Below are 16044 nucleotides of genomic sequence, written 5' to 3' on the forward strand. Positions count from 1 at the left end.
CAATGTTCTTAGACGAAGAGTAAATAGCTGGCGAAGCACAAATAACTAGTGTTTCGAGAGAGTCACCGAAAAAGTCCTTTCCGGCCAAACTCCGTCGCTGGACGCAATTATGACTGATTGATCGTTCAGGACAGCTGAGGGGATCGACCGAAACCCCTCGGCGCTATTGACGGAATCGAGCACGACTTCCGCTCGAGGAGAATCGACCCGGTTTCGCTCGAGGACTCGTCTCGAGCTCGAGTACACCGACGCCCGCGAAGCCGACGTCGCACACACCCACGCCGACATCGCGAAGGCCAACGACCTGCTGGGCTACGAACCCACGCGGGATATCCGCGAGGGCGTCCGGGAGTTCATCGACTGGTACCGGACCAACCGCGAGTGGTACGAGCCGCTCGTGCGCCGGTCCTAACGCCTGCCGATCTCGCCGGCCCCGGAATCAGTTCGCTCGCGATCGGCTCGCTGGCGACGAACTGGCGCTCGAGCCGGGCCGTCGGCGGTCGACGGACGATGGAACGCCTCGCCACCTGCTCCGGCTCGAGTCACAACTGATTCGAGGCGTTCCCCGGCCTCGATTCTCACGACCAGACCTAATTGTTCCCATTATTTCGATTAATGAAGATCATGAGAACAGATAACAATCAGTCTGCTGGAGATCCGATCGCAGCATGGAACTCAACAGACGGTCCGTGATCAGGGGAATCGGCGCAGCGAGTGCGACGCTCGTGTTCGCCGGACTGGCGTCGGCAGACGACGGTCGGGCGCGGTACATCGTACGGACGAACGGGAACGGGGCCGACGTGGAGTCCGCCGGGTTCGACGTGCTGAACGAGCTCGCCGGTGGCGACGTCCTGTTGGTTGCCGGCCCGGACGACGCGGCCGAGACGCTCGAGACCGCCGACGGCGTCGCGGCTGCCCTGCGGGACCTCGAACTCGAACTCGAACCGGTTCTCGAAGACGAACACGACGAGATTCCGGACGATCCTGACGACGTCTACGATACGCTGCTCTGGGACAAGCAGGTCCAAGAGGTGCGCGAGGCGCAGGAACACGCGACAGGCGACGGGACGACGGTGGCGATTATCGACACCGGCGTCGCCGAACACCCGGACCTCTCGACTCTCGACACCGACGCGAGCGCGACTATCATCGACGGCGAAATCGTCGACCACCAGGGCGACCCGAACGGGCACGGCACCCACGTCGCGGGAACGGCGGCCGCCACCGGTGACGTCCTCATGACCGGGACGGCCCCCGACGCGACCATCGTCTCCGTGGACGTGCTGGGCTATGGCACCGGCTCGTTCGGCGACATCATGCTCGGAATGGAACACGCCGCCGACGTCGGCGCGGACGCCGCCAACATCAGCCTCGGTTTCATGATGGCCCCGCAGGACTTCGCCGACTTCGACGACAACGTCGGACTCTACCGCCAGATGTTCGAGCCGGTCGCCAACTACGGGCGACGCGAGGGCACGCTGTACGTCGGGTCGGCCGGCAACGACGACACCGACCTGCAGGGCGGCTGGCTCCGCCTCTGGAACGGGCTGTCCGGCGTTATCGGCGTCAGCGCCACCGGTCCGAACGACAAGCTCTCGTTCTACTCGAACTGGGGGCGAAACGACGTCGACGTCGGCGCGCCCGGCGGTGGCTACGAAACCGAGGAGAAGACAGTCGACCCGGGGACTGAGTGGCCGCATCCGCTCAACCTCGTCTTCTCGACGTACATCTCGGACGAAGACGACGAAAACAACGAGAACGGGAACGGCAACGGAAACAATCGCAACAACAACGACGCCGAGGACGACCCCGCGTACGCGTGGCTGGCGGGGACGTCGATGGCGGCCCCGCAGGTCACTGGCATCGCCGCGCTCGTACGCGAACTCGATCCCGACGCGAACACGCAGCAGGTGCTCGACGCTATCCGCAAGGGCGCGGAGGTCGCGGACAACCGCGGCGACCCCGAACTCGGCGCGGGGCGGGTCAACGCGCTAAACACGGTCGAACGGTTCTAAGAGCAACCCGGAATCGCCCTGCACCCTTCTTGGGTCTAAGTTATCGAAGTGAGACGTTCTGTATCTATGAGTAGATCGCATCCGAAGCGAGTGGTACGGTGATCGATACGTGCTCCGTAGCAGCGGTTTCAGTCACGGTCGACGGTTCCGTCGGGGTGGGTGCGACGACTCCCGCCGGCGATCGGCGACGGCGGCGACGAACCCACCGCTGTGCAAGCGGCCCCGAACGCGGGGCGCAAGCCAGAGCCGACTGTGAAGTGCGAGCCCGAGGGCTGCAACCCCGAAGAAGTAGAGATAGATCGCCAGTTCGACGAACGCGGGAAGCGGGTCGACCATCGGCAGTTAGCAGCAGCGGAACGTCTCGCCGTCGGCGCGCTCGACGAGCCCGTGGCCGGCCAGCGTCTGGAGGATCGGATAGAGCGTGATCTTGCTGATGTCGAGGTCGGCCTGCAGCGCGTCGACCGACGCCTCGCCCTGGGCGAGATAGAGGTAGACGAGCTTCGTCCGGGGGGACTGCAGCGTCGCGGGAACGTCGCGGGCGGCGTCGGTGGCGGTCGCGGTCGGCTGGGTTGTGCTCAGTGACATACTCCCAAAAACGGCCTTCCACTACTTAATATCTCTGTACATACAACCAATGTAATATAAGTGTGTTAATTTGCCATATTGTTCGAATCGGGAGTATCTAGCGTCGGTCGAGCTGTCTGGATCGGCCCGACGCGACACGCTGCCCGAGGCCCATGAATGAGGACTCGGAGCCGGTGGCGACGGCCGACCGGTGACGGAGCGAACTCGCTCTGCCAGACGAGCCCACTGACCGACGCCAGCAGCCGAACCCCACTCCGATCGTTGCGGGCCACGAGGATCCGTTCTGACAGGCGTCACACGGCCGTCTGACTGACTTTCATACTGCCCGGTGTTGGCAGTTCGGACATGCAGTCACGAGCACCGTTCCGACCGGTTCTCCACCCCGCGGGAGGCGATCGCTGATGTCGGTCTCGACACCGACCGAGCTCGTCTCGCGAGGCCGGAGCCTCACTGACCGCGGACGCACCTGGCTGGCCTACGGGCTGGCGATCCTCGTTCCGGGCGCGGGCCACGCCGCCACGGGCTACTGGCGTCGCGGACTCGCCTGGGCGGGGCTCTGTGTCACGACCCTCGCGGTGCTCAGCACGGCGCCGGTTTTGGCCGAACGCACGCTCGCGGAACCGCTGCTCCTCACCCTGTTCCGGGCCGGCGGCTTCGGGGACGTCGCCGTCCCGCTGGCGGTCCTCGTGTGTAGCGTGGTCGACCTCTACGGGCTCGCCGTCCTCGAGGACGCCTCGTCACACCCGGGATAACCACGGCGACAGCCATCCAGAGCCACCCGCGACTCGCGTGTCGCCCGCGTGATCGAGTGCATCGCAGCTTCCCGGCTCGGTGTCGTGGTGGCCGCGGTGGCCTCCTGGCGGGGCGGACAGCGAAAGCGAGGATCGCTGGTGTGCACGCCCCACCCGGTGGTGACACGTTGCTCCTGCCAGCACGGTTATTAGTGGGGCGTTGGTATCGGTACTCGTATGCCAAACTGTCAGAACTGTGGGGGGTACGTCACCCGGGATTTCGTCCGGGTGTTCGGTGTCGAGGGGGCGGTGGCCGGCTGTCCGAACTGTACGACCTATCGGCAGCTCCAGGAGGGTGGCGGCGTCGAGGACGGAGGCGGGTCCTCGCCCTGGGAGCCGAAAGCGAGCCGGCCGACCTGACCCGCCCGCAGCCGACGTCGACTCTCCCGGGGACCCCGACGAGGCAGAAGACTGGCTTCCGGACGCAGAGCTGTCGGCACTGGCCGATGACCGGCCACTCCCCACATCGCGGCGTGGCCGAGAGCTCGAGGACACCAACTCCAGAGCAGCCGACGTCACATAGCCACGCCGATATCTCGACGGCCAACGCCCTGCTGGGCGACGAGCCCACGCGGGATATCCGCGAGGGCGTCCGGGAGTTCATCGACTGGGACCAGGCCACCCGCGAGTGGGACGAGCCGCTCGTGCGTCAGTCCTAACGAACACGCGATCGGACGGTCTCGAGTCGGATCCGTTGCACGAGACAACGAACTCCCGTGACCACTGCGGACGCCGCGACGACCGCCGTATCGAACGGACCCGATACCGACTCCGGGAGAGCGGGTTCTGTATTCGAATCGAACGTGGACTACTCCCCTAACTCGTCCAGTTTCTGTTGGGTTTGGGAGTACACTTTCGGGTGGAGATTCATCCCTGCGTCCACGAGGTCATACAGAATGTCGGTCGCCTCTGCGGACGTCACGACCCCCTCTTTGGTACACTTCAGTAGCAGCGTTGTCACCCACCAACACTCGACACCGTGAGTCCGAGCGACCGCGATGAGCCCTTTGTCATTAGCGAGAAGCAGTTCCTCTCCGTCATCCGCCAGTAGAATCACAGATGCATCGGCGACTGCGATCCCTTCCAACGATGCGACTTCTTCGGCTTGGGGAGACGTCTCGCACGCCGGAACGTCGTCAAGAAATGCCGTCAGCGCTGCCGTTCCTCGCTTCCCGTCGACGAGTACTTCATCTCGGACTAGTTCAGTCGTCCGGATCTCATCGAAGGTTGCCGAGATGAGGTCGAGACGACCAACCCATGCAAGCGGAATCAACGCCGACGAATCGACGACAACCATCAAATTCTCTCGAGGTCGCGTTCGAGATCATCGGTCGTGTAGCCCGTCTCGATGCCTTCGTCTGCGGCGAGTGACAGCATCTCAACGTACGGGACATCGGCAATTTCGGCCGCACGGCGGAGGGTGATGGTGTGGTCTCGAAGCTGGGTGAGTGCCTTCTCTTTTCGCCACTCCTCGAGTCCGTCCCGAATGAGACGGCGAAGAACCTCTGACCGGTCTGCTGCCAGCTCTTCTTCGAGCTCGGACAGCGCCGCTTCGTCGTCTTCAGGAAGGCGTGTGGTGACGGTCTTCATCGTTACGATTGAATGCGTTACGTTACAGTATAGATGTAACGGCGAAACCCCACGGCACCCGTCTTGTTTCGGCGCCCGCGTCGTCCTCGCCAGCTCCGCCTCGGTCTACGGCAAACCGGAGTCCCTGCCCTCCGACGAAGCCCACCCGACGACGCCCGTCAGCCCCGACGACGTCTCCAAACTCGCGGGCGAGCAGTACGCCCGCGTCTACAGCGAGGTGTACGGCCTGCCCACCGTCTCACTGCGCTCCGTCACCGTCTACGGCCCGCGGATGCGCCCGAACATGGCCATTTCGAACTTCGTCTCGAGGTGTCTCAACGACGAACCACCCGTGATCTACGGCGACGGCAACCAAACTCGAGACTTTACCTACATCGACGACGTCGTCGACGTCAACCGGAAACTCCTCACCGAGGACGCGGCCGACGGCGAGCTTATCAACGTCGGCAGCACCGACACCATCGACATCGAGACGCTCGCCGAAGTGATCCGTGACGAACTCGCGCCCGAACTCGAGCTCGAGTACACCGACGCCCGCGAAGCCGACGCCGAACACACCCACGCCGACATCTCGTAAGCGAACGACCTGCTGGGCTACGAGCCCACGCAGAACATCCGCGAGGGCGTCCGCGAGTTCATCGACTGGTACCAGACCAACCGCGAGTGGTACGAGCCGCTGGTGCGTCAGTCCTAACGAACACGCGATCGGACGGTTTCGAGTCGGAGCCGTTGCACGAGACAACGAACTCCGGTGACCGTTGCGGACGCCACGACGACCACCGTCTCGAACGGACCCGATACCGACTCCGGGAGCGGCCTAGATCCCGAGCCACTCGTCGTTTCGGACCTCATAGCCGTTCGCCCGGCAGAACTTCGCCGCTTCTCGGCGCACCGCCCGGGACGAGGGGAGCGTTTCTTTATCCTGGATCCGCTCGACGATCCAGTCGCTGATGGCCTGGATCCCTTCGTCGTCGTCGACAGCGTCGACCGCTTTGAGTTCCCGGAAGGTCTTCTCGTACGCCTTGCGCTGTGCCGGACTGAACGCCGGATTCCGAAGCGTCGTGCTGGCTTCCACGACCTGTTTCATGGCCTCAGCAACCGTCGGTCGCTGTACCTGCACCAGGACGGCGGCCGGAGCGTCGAACGTCTCCGCGTCCGTCTCCGGGACCAGCTCCTCGAGACGGTAGCTCCCCTCGACCGATTCGATCTCGCGGTCGCCGACCGCCGCGACGACCTCGGTCCCCGTCGCTGGGAACGTCACCGCTTCGAGCTCCGCCTCGAAATCGGCGAGCTCCCCCGCGTCCACCGGTGGCTCCGCTTCGTCCCCGCGCTCCAGTTCCGCGGCGACCTCGCGCTCTCGCTGGCGTCTCTCGGCGTTGCGTGCTTGCTTATTTCGACCGCGTTTATCGTCTGCCATACCGGAGGTTGCCCCTCGAGCCGAATAGCTCTATGCCCGACACCGGGGACTCCCGAACGGGGACGCCAGCCGGTGAACTCGAGTGGCCCGCTCATCGCTCGTCGGGTCGGCTGGTTCTCCGAACGGCCAAGGAATACCGGTGGGTGAGTGCTGAAGACGTCTGCGGTGTACAGCAGAAAATGTGAGAGAGTTCGGCGGAACGATCGGTGGCTGCTGAATAGACGGCGCAAAAGCGAGACGAGATGAAGCGTCTCGCTACGGCGTCTGCGATACCAACGCCGACGGCGAGATCACCGACGTCGTCGAAAAGCCCGACGACCCGCCGTCGAATCTCGTGATGACCGGCTTCGACACCGTTACGCCCGCCATCTTCCACGCCTGTCATCTCGTCCAGCCCGCCGATCGCGGCGAGGACGAGCGTAGCGACGCCGTCGACCTGCGCATCCAGTCCGGCCGAACGATCGACGCCATCGCCCTCGAGGGCTGGCGCATTGACGTCGGCTACCCCGAGGATCGCGAGGAAGCCGAGCAGCGGCTGCAGGACGCCGAAGTGCCGGCGACTGCTGATTGAAGCGGACTCCGCACCGTCACTGACGGGTCCGGAACACGGACACTCGTGGATCTCCCCGCTCCGAGAGCCGAGCGAGTAGCTGGCGAGCGACGGCGAGTCCTGTGGGCGAGCTGTCGGCCTTTTTTATCGAAGGTGTTTGCCGGGGCCGTCGGCGTCAGCCGATGCCCACGGTAACAAAGGTCGCTGTACGCACCGCGAGTTTCAGGCGGGAGTCCGAATACCAGTCGTTTCTGTATTCCGTCCGGGCGGTGAGTTCGAATCGGGATCGTCGCGGTCGTTGCTCCCCTCCTCACCCCCGCTCTGCGACCGCTGTGCGTCGCTCTCGAGGAGCGACAGCGATCGACGTCGTGCTCGAGGCGTCGCCCGAGCGCCCTCACTCCGGGACCGGTCGACCAACCGGCTGCGTGGCGTGGGACAACGGCGTCCGTGAGGCCGTCGCCCGCTCGCTCAGTCGGTGCGCGGCGACCCCGGGTGGTCGGCGGGAAGCCGCGACTCGTCGGTTCCGGTGAGGCGCTCCCGAAGGGTCGCGCCCGGTCGGCGCTCCGAGAGGAGCCCCCGCTCGCGGAGTTCGGGCACGACCAGGTCGACGAAATCCCGCAGCGAGTCCGGCCGCACGACCTCCTTGACGTTGAAGCCGTCCACCCCGACCTCCTCGTGCCAGTACTGGAGTTCGTCGGCGATCGTCTCCGGGGTGCCGACGATCTTCGGCGAGGTCGTCCCGAGCCCGCAGAACTCCGCGACTTCCCGGACGGTCCACTCCCGGTCGGGCTGGGACTTGGTGAAGGCGTTCATCGTCCCCTGGATCGCGTCCGTCTCGATGTGTTCGACCTTCTGATCCGGATCGAGTTCCGAGAGATCCATATCGAGAAAGCCCGACAGGAGCGCAAGCGTCGCCTCGACGTCGACGTGTGCTTTGTAAGCGTCGTACTTCGCCTGCGCGATCGCCTCCGTCTCGCCGACGATCGGGACGACCCCGATGAAAAAGCGCAGCGAGTCGGGATCGCGGCCGTGTGCGGCGGCGCGCTCCCTGAGATCGGTCATGTACTCGCGAACCCCTGCCTCCGTCGGCTGGCTCGCGAAGACGGCCTCGGCGTTCGCGGCGGCGAACTCGCGGCCGCGGTCCGAGGAGCCGGCCTGGTAGATCACGGGCGTTCGCTGTGGCGACGGCTCGCAACCGTGGGGGCCGGGAACGGTGAAGAACTCGCCCTCGTGGTCGATCGTCGAGACTCCCTCGGGGTCGGTGTACACCCCGGTCTCGGCGTCGGTCCGGACCGCCTCGTCGTCCCAGGAGTCCTCCCACAGCGCGTAACAGACCTCGAGGAACTCGTCGGCGCGGTCGTAGCGCGTCTCCTTGTCCATCCGCTCGTGGAGGCCGAGGTTCTGGGCGGCGGACTCGAGATAGGAGGTGACGACGTTGAGCGCCACTCGGCCGTCGGTCAGGTGGTCGAGCGTCGAGAACTCCCGGGCGAGCTGGTAGGGGTGGGTGTAGGTCGTCGAGCGCGTCACCGCGAAGCCGAGCTCGTCGGTCACCTCGGCCATCGCCGGCACCACGAGCTGCGGGTCGTTGGCCGGCGTCTGGACGCCGCGCTCGACCGCGGTGTGGCGATCGTCGCCGTAGACGTCGTAGATCCCGCGCACGTCGGCGAAGAAGACGGCGTCGAACCCGCCGCGCTCGGCGGTCCGGGCGACCTCGGTCCAGTACTCGAGGTCGGTGTACCGGGTCGAGTCGTCGCCCGGATACGTCCACGAGCCGGGCGAGACGTGCTCGGGAGCGTTCATGGTGAAAAGGTTGAGATGCATCGGTGTACGGCGAGTTACGAATCGAAATCCGAAGAACCAGGAGGAGGTGGCGAATCTTGTCGGGACCACCGACGTCCGGCGTCGCGGACGCGGCCGTCCCTCGACGATCACGACGAACGGGTGACGTCGTCCGGAAGTCGATCGGCGCAGACGAGCGGACTTCGAGCGGTCCTGAACAGGGGTCGACGCCGGCACGGTCGTCACCGACGCCGGCACCACTGTCCGGTTCTCGTGCGCTTTTGTCCCGAAGCGAGCCATCGAGAGGTATGGCAACGCAGTTCCAGTCGCTCTCGTCGCTGCTCGCGGATCTCGAGTCGGCGTCGTTCGACCGGCCGCCGGCGGTCGTCTCGAACGCCCACTACACCGGCCTCGCCGTTTCGCGGGCGCTCGACGCCGTCGACGTCCCCGTCATCGCGCTCGATCGCAACGGCGACGGTCTCGCCTCGCCGTCGAACGCGATCGACTACGCCGGGCGGATCACCTACCCGCTCGAGGACCAGGCGGGGTTCGAGGCGGATCTCGAGGCGGTCGTCGACGCCGTCGGCTCGGACGTGGTCGCCTTTCCGTGTATGGACGAGTGGGTCCACGCCTACGCCGCCGCGGACGTCGACGGCCTCCGCCGGCCGTTCTCGGACGCCGCGGGGATCGAACGGGTGCTCGACAAGGAGTCGCTGTACGCGATCGCCGAGGAGCTCGGCGTCCCCTACCCCGAGACGTACCGGTTGAGCGAGACCAGCCCCGAGGAAGCCGCCGAAGTCCTCGGATTCCCGCTCGTGGTCAAACCCGCCCGCAAGCGCGAGTTCGAGGAGGCGATCGGGACCAACGTCGTCGAGGTCGCCGACAGCGAGGAGCTCGCCGAGATCGTCGCGGCCGCCGAGGAGGCCGACGTTCGGATCATGGCCCAGGAGCGGGTGCCCGTCGCCCCCGGCGAGGACTGCTCGGTCGCCTCCTACGTCCCGCCCGGCGGCGTCGACGACGCGCTGTCGGTCGTCGGGAACCCGATGCTTCGCTACCCGCGCTCGTTCGGGAGCTCCTGTGTCGTCGAGCGGGTCGACCGGCCGGCCCTCGAGGCGCGGGCGTTCGACGTCCTCGCGGAGACCGGCTACCACGGCATCAGCGAGGCGGAGTTCGTCTACGACGCGGACCGAGACGAGTACGTCCTGCTGGACATCAACACCCGCCCCTGGAAGTGGATCGAGATGCCGGTCACGGCGGGCGCGAACCTGCCGGCGGCGGCCTACGCCGCCGTGACCGACGCCACGTACGAGCCCGACCCGTCGCGGGACGCGCTGTGGGTCTCCCTGAAGGACTACGTCTCGTTGCTCGCGACCGACGACACGACGCCGACCGCCCTCGAGGGCGACCACTGGCGGGCACTCGTCTCGGGGGCGTTCGAGGAAATGGAGGGCGGACTGACGACGGCGGTGTACCGGCCGTCGGATCCGGGACCGACGGCACAACTGCTCGAGACGGAGTTCTCCGGACGGGAGTACTACTGCGCCTGCTGAGACCGTGCGGATGCGGCCTTCCTCGTCGAGGAGGTCTCGTGGGAGGAAGCCTCTCGCTACGAGATCTTGAGACCAACGCCGACGGTGAGCTCACCGACGTGATCGAGAAGCCGATCCACCCTCGAATCTCGTGAGGACCGGCTTTGACACCCTTACGCCCACCATTTTCCACGCCTGTCACCTCGTCCAGCCCGCCGACCGCGACGAGGACGAGCGCAGCGACGCCGTCGACCTGCTGCTCCAGTCGGGACCCACTATCGACGCGATCGGCCTCGAGGGCTGGCGCATCGACGTCGGCGACCCCGCGAGGCCAAAAAAGGCTCCAGAAGACGGTGCCGGCGACCGCCGACTGAACAGTTACCGCCCACCACCGCGGCGTGGCCTCGAGAGCGAAAGAAGCGAAAACCCCCTCGTTCGTGACCCTGAAGCTCTGTCCGTACTGCTTTGCATCGCGAACGGTACCCGTAAACGCAGTGTGCTTGCGGAGCCGCGCACGAACCGCGATCCACCACAGAAGAGTCGGGAAGGCAGTGTTCGGGAAAGCCGACACCGCAGCCCGGTGGTCTCGGTGCCGAGGACGTGCAACGGCGTAAGCGACCGGCTCTCGAGGATACGGATCACCGTAGAACCAAAGGTCGACGCCGGGTCGCCGTCCATCGACACCACCGCGAGGTCCGTGCCCGCAGCCGACGCCTACTCGAGGACCGTCCCCGCGTCCTCAGCGGTGGCTCGTGGGACCGTGGTGTCGTGAACGGCTCTCCGAACGTATCGAAACCCGAAAAACGTTCGCTCGCGATCGACTCACTGGCTGGCGACGAGTTCGCCGGTTGACCGTCGACAACCACGGCCCACTGACCGGACTCGATCTCACAGACCCGCAATGCGTGCGCTCATCATCAATTCGGTTTAGGTCTGCGTGTAGTGAGTGTGTTACGTGCACCGTCTCCACTGACCAGTCACTACCGTTCGTAGATCGGGTCAGATGACGTGCAACACTCGCGCTGTGTATTCACTGCGACCTGAACCCGATCTCCGACTACAGGTTGCACAGGACCACTAGTCAGGAAGTACATCACTAACGCTCTCGATCGGAGCGTAGTAATTGCGCTCATCAATCCAGGTCGCAAGCCAGGCATCAGCTGTCTCGATTGTGAGTTCGTTTTGTGCGACACCGCGAACCAGCAACCCAATTGAGCCCGTCAGCTTGATATCGGACGCGGACGCGAGTTGACGAGCCGTACCATCATCAGTCACGAGCGTCCCTTCACTTCTGTCGGCGGTCACGAACGCTTCTGCCTCACCCGGGTCAAGCCGGTCACGAATGTTTGGGTATGCTTGCTCAAGTTCCGCAGGTGCGGCTTCGTCAATCGTGATCGCTTCATCTTCAATAGCCCTGAGCGCAGGCGTGAGATGCTCGTACCCAACCTCAATCCCTTGGTGAAGTTCTTTTTTGACTGCAGGGACGGTTACCAGCTCATCAAACGTTGCGGTAAGCCATGCGATAGAATCTGTACCCGCAAAATTGCTCAACACTGTCGCGTCGAGAACAACCGGTCGCGAAAATGCCTCACTCATTCAAGGTCAAGAGCCGTCTCAACCTCGTCCTCAAGATCGTCTTTATTCTGTGGCCCGAGGCGAACTTCTACCCCTGCGTCGGAGAGTATCTCTTCCATCTCCCAGCGAGTAACACCCGTTCGCTCTGCGGCCTTCCCGAGCGAGATTTCGCCGAGGACGTAGAGCCCGATGGTAGTAGCGAGCTCTTCGGTAGTGTCGACCTGAGGACTGCGACGATCAGTGGCCATGGGGTTCTCTAAAGGGAGGGGATGCACGGTCATTAATGTGTCCTCGTTTAGCATCTCTGACCGGGATCCGTTCTTTGTTGGTAGACGCTGAACTCGGAACGCAACGTGTCAACCGCCTCGGGGTCAAGCCCCGAGGCTTGTCAGTGGACTCCCGTTCTATCCGCGCAAGGCGGAAGGCGTGTACTCGCCGTTCACGTTCAACGTCCCTGACTCGAGGGCCAGTTGACTGGTTGCCCATCCACCGCGAGACTTCTGCCCGCGATGGATATACCCGCAGTATCGTTTCGCAATGTTCTTCGCCGCGTTGTAATCCGCGTTCACCTCATACCCACAGTCCTGACACGCGAACTCTTTGTCGTCGCGGTTGTCCTTGTGGGTAAACCCACAGTGCGAACACCGCTGACTCGTGTACGCAGGATTCACCGTATCCACGAACAACGCCGTGGATTCAACCTTGTACTCCACGAGTTCCACGAACTTCGCATACGCCCACTGCTGGAACTTCGACTCGTTCGCAATGTTCTCGCGGATGTGGTCAAGGTTTTCAAAAATAATGCCGTCTACATCCGTGGCTTGGGCTTCCGCAATGAGGTCGTTGGCGCGGTTGTGGAGCCAGTCCAGCGACCAATCCGAGAACCGACTGCCGATGGACTGAATCGTGAGGTGAGCGGACCGTGTACCCGTCTGTTGCAGGCGGGCACGGCGTTTCTCGTACTGGTCGCGCTTGTGGGTGAGGTAGTCCGCACTGCCGATGAACTTTCCCGTGGAGGTGACGGCGAACGCGCCAGTCACGTTCAGGTCAACACCGAGAACCACTCCGTTCTCGGCACCATCATCGTCGTGACTGGCTTCTTGGCGTTCCGTTCTGTCAACCGTGTAGTCGGGGTTCTTCAGCGTGACGTGCAGGTAGAACGTGTCATCCTGCTCGTCATACTGGAGCGTGGCGCTCGACGCATCCCAGTCGTCACTCTCGTAATACCTGCCAAACGGCGTGTCTTCGCGTTCGTCCTCGGGTGGGAGGACGTACTCAGTGGTGACTCTGCCGTTCGGCGTGGACAGCGTGGCGTGGTCATCGTTGAATGACGCAGACCGTTTGTCGTAGACGACGCTCCACGAGTCAAACTCTGGTTGACTCGTCTGATCGCCTTGCTGCAGTTTTTCGACGCCTGCATCGACGGCTTCGATGGCGCGGCGGATGCCTTTCTGGACGAGGTTGGCGGTGAGGTCGGTTTCCTCACGCAACTCGTCGTACAGGGAATTTTCGGCTTTGCTCTTGCTGGTGACACAGTAGTCGTCGTAGCGCCACGCCCATTCGCTGGTGCGGTTGGCGCAGTGCAGGAATTGGCTTTTGGTTTGATGGAGGTCGCCACGACGCTCTTCGGACACGTCGAGCTTGATTGGAATCGTGCGTCGTGGCGCGTCGTCCATCTCTGGTTCACATTTACAATTGTTGTCTAATAAAAATTTACGTGTGGGGAGAGGAGTCGGCCCTGTCAGCGAGCGTGGCGGGTTTCATCGAGTGTCGGCTTCCTCCCCGACCTCAAGGGTCGGGGCATCCGCCTCGTACCGCCTGTGAACCCACATCGCTGTACCGTGTTGCACCTCGATGGTTGGTGTCACCAAGTGTCGGCTTCACTCGGAGTGGTTCTCGGCCGGCGGATGCGCACGTGCGTTCTGGACGTGCTCGAAGTACGGATCAACCGCCCGCATGTCGAGAACCACATCACGGAGCGCCTGGAGGATGGCGATGCCGAATGCTGGCTGGACGCCCAACTCGCGGGCAGCGACACGCTCGCTCATTCCGCCGTCGACGTACGGAATCGCGTAGGTGAGCGCGGCAGCAAGTTTCCCGAGCCCATGCTTCTCGAGTACGAGGCCAAGGTCTTGATCTCGCGAAGAGCGTCCAACGGCTTCGATGAGCGTTGGTGTAATGGTATACTCAGCACCATCCAGATTTGCGGTCAGCAGCACTGGAACTGCAGTATAGGTGTGGGTTTTCTGCGATTCGTCGCGCTCGAGAACGCCAAGATCGACGAGCGTTCCGGTATCCGAGTAGACCGTCGTTCGTGGAATCTCGAGGGCTGGCGCATCGACGTCGGCTACCCCGAGGATCGCGAGGAAGCCGAACAGCGGCTCCAGGACGCAGCGATGCCGGCGACTGCCGACTGAACGGGACGCTCCTCTCACCAAGAGTGGGACGAGCCGCTCGTGCGGCGATCGTAGGACTGGATGTCGACGCCCTCGAGCGCCGCGACTGTGAGTCATCCGTCCGGAGGACCAGCCTGGTCCTATCGGGCGTCGATCCCGGAGTCGCGTGTCCAACCCGGCTCGAATCCGCCGAAGCGACTCCGTCGCAGCCGGGAGAAAACTGGGCACCCGCACGGACGATCATACAGCGTGAGCGCTCCGGCACCGATCAGCCCACGAGCGACGCTCGAGCGCGCGACAGCAGGGTCTACCGAAGAACACTCGAGCCACATCGGCCACCTATCGTCCGGGTCGACAACAGAGAGCCGTCCACCGGAGGGAAACCGTCTCCCGCCAGTCGCTCGTCTCCCACTCATGAAACACGTCCGAGCGCTCGAGTGGACGCGCTGTGGCGAGACGGCCGAGCCCGACCGACTCCGCGACACCTGTGCGAACCATCCCGTCGTCGGAGGGATCCTCGAGGTCACCGACGACTACGACGTCATCGACGAGCGGTCGATTGCCGACGCAGACGAGCGGAGATCCGACGGCCGTGCCGACGAGACGGACTCCTCGCCTGGTGGGCTGGACGTGTCCGACCGCGGCTGGGTCGCTGTTCCGGTCGGGAAACTCCGAGTTCCTCGAGTCGAACGAGTCTGCGGAAGAACAGCCTACTGAGTAGCGAACCAATTTCAGAATAGCCTATTTTAAAATAGGCTACTCGGAAGCATTATTCGCTGGTGGGATCGCGGATAGATATGGAGCGCTTCGTCAGCCGGGAGGATGCGCTCTCACGGCTCCGCAGGTGCTACGACTCCGACAACGCTGAGATGGTCGTCATCTTCGGTCGGCGGCGCCTTGGGAAAACACAACTCGTTCAGCACTCGCTTGCCGAGTGCGATGACGGAGTGTCTCGGTTCGATCCGTCGCCGTCGACCGCACCCGAATACTGAGCCGCCGATCGAGGGACGAACGGGTTCGTTCCCGGCGGGACAGGACCGTCCACGGGGGAAACCTTCTCCCGCTCGTCGTTCCTTGTGTGGGTCACCCATGAGACACGTCCGAGCGCTCGAGTGTACCCGCTGTGGCGAGACGTACGACCCCGACCACCTCCGTTACACCTGTGCGAACCATCCCGGCGTCGAGGGGATCCTCGAGGTCACCTACGACTACGATCTCATCCAGGAACGCTTCGACGAACCGCTCGACGGCCGAATCGAGAGCCAGTGGAAGTACCGGGCGTTCCTGCCCGTCGCCGACGACGCGGAGCCCGTGACGTTGCAGGAAGGCGGCACGGCGCTCCACGACGCCCCGCGACTGAGCGAGGCGCTGGGCGTCGACACCCGCATCAAAGACGACGGCCGCAACCCGACGGGCGTACTCAAAGACCGGGCGACCAGCGTCTCGGTCACGAAGGCCGCCCACGCGGGCCGGGAGGTCGTGACCTGTGCGTCGACGGGCAACGCCGCGGCGTCGCTGGCCGGCTACGCCGCCCGCGGCGGGCTCGACTGTCGACTCTTCGTGCCGAACGACACCCCGAAAGAGAAACTGGCCCAGCCGCTCGTCTACGGCGCCGACGTCCTCGCCGTCCGGGGGAGCTACGACGAGGCCTACGACCTCAGTATGAACGTCACCGACGAGTACGGCTGGTACAACCGCAACGCGGCGATCAACCCCTTCCAGGTCGAAGGGAAACGGACGGTCGGCCACGAACTCGCCGAACAGACACAAGCAGACGTCCCCGACTGGCTCGTCTTCTCGATGGGCGACGGCTGTAC

The 16044-nt window shown here is 64.2% G+C and carries 17 protein-coding genes and 5 pseudogenes; 12 read left to right on the plus strand and 10 right to left on the minus strand.

The features are described from left to right. Positions 1-229 precede the first annotated feature (229 nt). A pseudogene (locus C491_RS17165) lies at positions 230-412 on the plus strand (NAD-dependent dehydratase); the annotation flags it as partial. 256 nt (positions 413-668) lie between these two features. Then, positions 669-2015 (plus strand): S8 family serine peptidase, encoded by a 1347-nt coding sequence (locus tag C491_RS17170; protein WP_005558606.1) that lies wholly within the window; start codon positions 669-671, stop codon positions 2013-2015. Positions 2016-2147: 132 nt separating this feature from the next. On the opposite strand, the gene C491_RS17175 is transcribed toward C491_RS17170, so the two are convergent. Together C491_RS17175 and C491_RS17180 are read right to left on the minus strand one after the other, a co-directional pair. Continuing rightward, on the minus strand, positions 2148-2351 hold the full coding sequence (locus C491_RS17175) for a hypothetical protein (RefSeq protein ID WP_005558608.1): 204 nt from the start codon (positions 2349-2351) through the stop codon (positions 2148-2150). Between the two features lie 6 nt (positions 2352-2357). After that, positions 2358-2600 (minus strand): helix-turn-helix domain-containing protein, encoded by a 243-nt coding sequence (locus C491_RS17180; RefSeq protein WP_005558611.1) that lies wholly within the window; start codon positions 2598-2600, stop codon positions 2358-2360. 401 nt (positions 2601-3001) lie between these two features. Between C491_RS17180 and C491_RS17185 the strand changes: the two genes are divergently transcribed. The 3 genes from C491_RS17185 to C491_RS17195 all read left to right on the plus strand — a co-directional run bounded on the left by C491_RS17185 (position 3002) and on the right by C491_RS17195 (position 4050). Next, positions 3002-3352, plus strand: a complete 351-nt coding sequence (locus C491_RS17185; RefSeq protein ID WP_005558613.1) for a hypothetical protein — start codon at positions 3002-3004, stop codon at positions 3350-3352. A 216-nt stretch (positions 3353-3568) separates the two neighbouring features. Continuing rightward, positions 3569-3751 (plus strand): DUF7563 family protein, encoded by a 183-nt coding sequence (locus tag C491_RS17190; RefSeq protein ID WP_005558615.1) that lies wholly within the window; start codon positions 3569-3571, stop codon positions 3749-3751. Positions 3752-3837: 86 nt separating this feature from the next. Beyond that, on the plus strand, positions 3838-4050 hold the full coding sequence (locus tag C491_RS17195) for a hypothetical protein (protein WP_005558617.1): 213 nt from the start codon (positions 3838-3840) through the stop codon (positions 4048-4050). Positions 4051-4199: 149 nt separating this feature from the next. Here C491_RS17195 and C491_RS17200 read toward each other — a convergent pair whose 3' ends face one another. Beyond that, positions 4200-4688 (minus strand): hypothetical protein, encoded by a 489-nt coding sequence (locus C491_RS17200; protein WP_005558619.1) that lies wholly within the window; start codon positions 4686-4688, stop codon positions 4200-4202. After that, entirely contained in the window at positions 4688-4981 is a 294-nt protein-coding gene (locus C491_RS17205; protein WP_005558621.1) for a UPF0175 family protein, read from the minus strand. Before C491_RS17205 ends, C491_RS17200 begins: the two co-directional genes overlap by 1 nt. Before the next feature lie 76 nt (positions 4982-5057). Here C491_RS17205 and C491_RS17210 point away from each other — a divergent pair. After that, a pseudogene (locus C491_RS17210) lies at positions 5058-5675 on the plus strand (GDP-mannose 4,6-dehydratase); the annotation flags it as partial. Between the two features lie 123 nt (positions 5676-5798). Here the strand turns inward: C491_RS17210 and C491_RS17215 are convergent. Next, complete coding sequence (locus tag C491_RS17215; RefSeq protein WP_005558625.1) at positions 5799-6398, minus strand: DUF5789 family protein; 600 nt, start codon at positions 6396-6398, stop codon at positions 5799-5801. 241 nt (positions 6399-6639) lie between these two features. Here C491_RS17215 and C491_RS17220 point away from each other — a divergent pair. Continuing rightward, a pseudogene (locus C491_RS17220) lies at positions 6640-6969 on the plus strand (sugar phosphate nucleotidyltransferase); the annotation flags it as partial. 447 nt (positions 6970-7416) lie between these two features. Here C491_RS17220 and C491_RS17225 read toward each other — a convergent pair. Then, positions 7417-8769: an LLM class flavin-dependent oxidoreductase gene (locus C491_RS17225; protein ID WP_206537578.1), complete on the minus strand. Its 1353-nt coding sequence runs from the start codon at positions 8767-8769 to the stop codon at positions 7417-7419. A gap of 266 nt (positions 8770-9035) precedes the next feature. Here C491_RS17225 and C491_RS17230 point away from each other — a divergent pair, with 266 nt between their 5' ends. Both C491_RS17230 and C491_RS22140 read left to right on the plus strand, forming a co-directional pair. Further along, positions 9036-10277, plus strand: coding sequence for a carboxylate--amine ligase (locus tag C491_RS17230; RefSeq protein WP_005558630.1), 1242 nt, complete (start codon positions 9036-9038; stop codon positions 10275-10277). Beyond that, positions 10278-10599 (plus strand): annotated as a pseudogene (locus tag C491_RS22140) (sugar phosphate nucleotidyltransferase); the annotation flags it as partial. 734 nt (positions 10600-11333) lie between these two features. Here the strand turns inward: C491_RS22140 and C491_RS17240 are convergent. The 4 genes from C491_RS17240 to C491_RS17255 all read right to left on the minus strand — a co-directional run bounded on the left by C491_RS17240 (position 11334) and on the right by C491_RS17255 (position 14218). Further along, positions 11334-11852 (minus strand): hypothetical protein, encoded by a 519-nt coding sequence (locus tag C491_RS17240; protein WP_049892236.1) that lies wholly within the window; start codon positions 11850-11852, stop codon positions 11334-11336. Continuing rightward, positions 11849-12079: a UPF0175 family protein gene (locus C491_RS17245; protein ID WP_049892244.1), complete on the minus strand. Its 231-nt coding sequence runs from the start codon at positions 12077-12079 to the stop codon at positions 11849-11851. The genes C491_RS17240 and C491_RS17245 overlap by 4 nt, the downstream gene beginning before the upstream one ends. Before the next feature lie 156 nt (positions 12080-12235). After that, positions 12236-13507, minus strand: a complete 1272-nt coding sequence (locus C491_RS17250; RefSeq protein WP_005558639.1) for an RNA-guided endonuclease InsQ/TnpB family protein — start codon at positions 13505-13507, stop codon at positions 12236-12238. Positions 13508-13711: 204 nt separating this feature from the next. Beyond that, entirely contained in the window at positions 13712-14218 is a 507-nt protein-coding gene (locus C491_RS17255; protein ID WP_394295455.1) for a DUF7437 domain-containing protein, read from the minus strand. Between the two features lie 423 nt (positions 14219-14641). Here C491_RS17255 and C491_RS17260 point away from each other — a divergent pair, with 423 nt between their 5' ends. From C491_RS17260 to C491_RS17270, 3 genes and pseudogenes are all read left to right on the plus strand, one after another. Further along, positions 14642-14944, plus strand: coding sequence for a hypothetical protein (locus C491_RS17260; RefSeq protein ID WP_005558645.1), 303 nt, complete (start codon positions 14642-14644; stop codon positions 14942-14944). Positions 14945-15024: 80 nt separating this feature from the next. Continuing rightward, positions 15025-15177 (plus strand): annotated as a pseudogene (locus tag C491_RS17265) (ATP-binding protein); the annotation flags it as partial. Between the two features lie 139 nt (positions 15178-15316). After that, positions 15317-16044, plus strand: a 728-nt coding sequence (locus C491_RS17270; protein WP_005558649.1) for a threonine synthase, incomplete at its 3' end; no start/stop codon positions are given.

The sequence above is a fragment of the Natronococcus amylolyticus DSM 10524 genome, assembly GCF_000337675.1.
Taxonomy (GTDB): domain Archaea; phylum Halobacteriota; class Halobacteria; order Halobacteriales; family Natrialbaceae; genus Natronococcus; species Natronococcus amylolyticus.

Bases quoted from the DNA above. Each gene is read 5' to 3' on its own strand.
- C491_RS17170 (WP_005558606.1), top strand. From the start codon at position 669: ATGGAACTCAACAGACGGTCCGTGATCAGGGGAATCGGCGCAGCGAGT.
- C491_RS17175 (WP_005558608.1), bottom strand. From the start codon at position 2,351: ATGGTCGACCCGCTTCCCGCGTTCGTCGAACTGGCGATCTATCTCTAC.
- C491_RS17180 (WP_005558611.1), bottom strand. From the start codon at position 2,600: ATGTCACTGAGCACAACCCAGCCGACCGCGACCGCCACCGACGCCGCC.
- C491_RS17185 (WP_005558613.1), top strand. From the start codon at position 3,002: ATGTCGGTCTCGACACCGACCGAGCTCGTCTCGCGAGGCCGGAGCCTC.
- C491_RS17190 (WP_005558615.1), top strand. From the start codon at position 3,569: ATGCCAAACTGTCAGAACTGTGGGGGGTACGTCACCCGGGATTTCGTC.
- C491_RS17195 (WP_005558617.1), top strand. From the start codon at position 3,838: ATGACCGGCCACTCCCCACATCGCGGCGTGGCCGAGAGCTCGAGGACA.
- C491_RS17200 (WP_005558619.1), bottom strand. From the start codon at position 4,688: ATGGTTGTCGTCGATTCGTCGGCGTTGATTCCGCTTGCATGGGTTGGT.
- C491_RS17205 (WP_005558621.1), bottom strand. From the start codon at position 4,981: ATGAAGACCGTCACCACACGCCTTCCTGAAGACGACGAAGCGGCGCTG.
- C491_RS17215 (WP_005558625.1), bottom strand. From the start codon at position 6,398: ATGGCAGACGATAAACGCGGTCGAAATAAGCAAGCACGCAACGCCGAG.
- C491_RS17225 (WP_206537578.1), bottom strand. From the start codon at position 8,769: ATGCATCTCAACCTTTTCACCATGAACGCTCCCGAGCACGTCTCGCCC.
- C491_RS17230 (WP_005558630.1), top strand. From the start codon at position 9,036: ATGGCAACGCAGTTCCAGTCGCTCTCGTCGCTGCTCGCGGATCTCGAG.
- C491_RS17240 (WP_049892236.1), bottom strand. From the start codon at position 11,852: ATGAGTGAGGCATTTTCGCGACCGGTTGTTCTCGACGCGACAGTGTTG.
- C491_RS17245 (WP_049892244.1), bottom strand. From the start codon at position 12,079: ATGGCCACTGATCGTCGCAGTCCTCAGGTCGACACTACCGAAGAGCTC.
- C491_RS17250 (WP_005558639.1), bottom strand. From the start codon at position 13,507: ATGGACGACGCGCCACGACGCACGATTCCAATCAAGCTCGACGTGTCC.
- C491_RS17260 (WP_005558645.1), top strand. From the start codon at position 14,642: ATGAAACACGTCCGAGCGCTCGAGTGGACGCGCTGTGGCGAGACGGCC.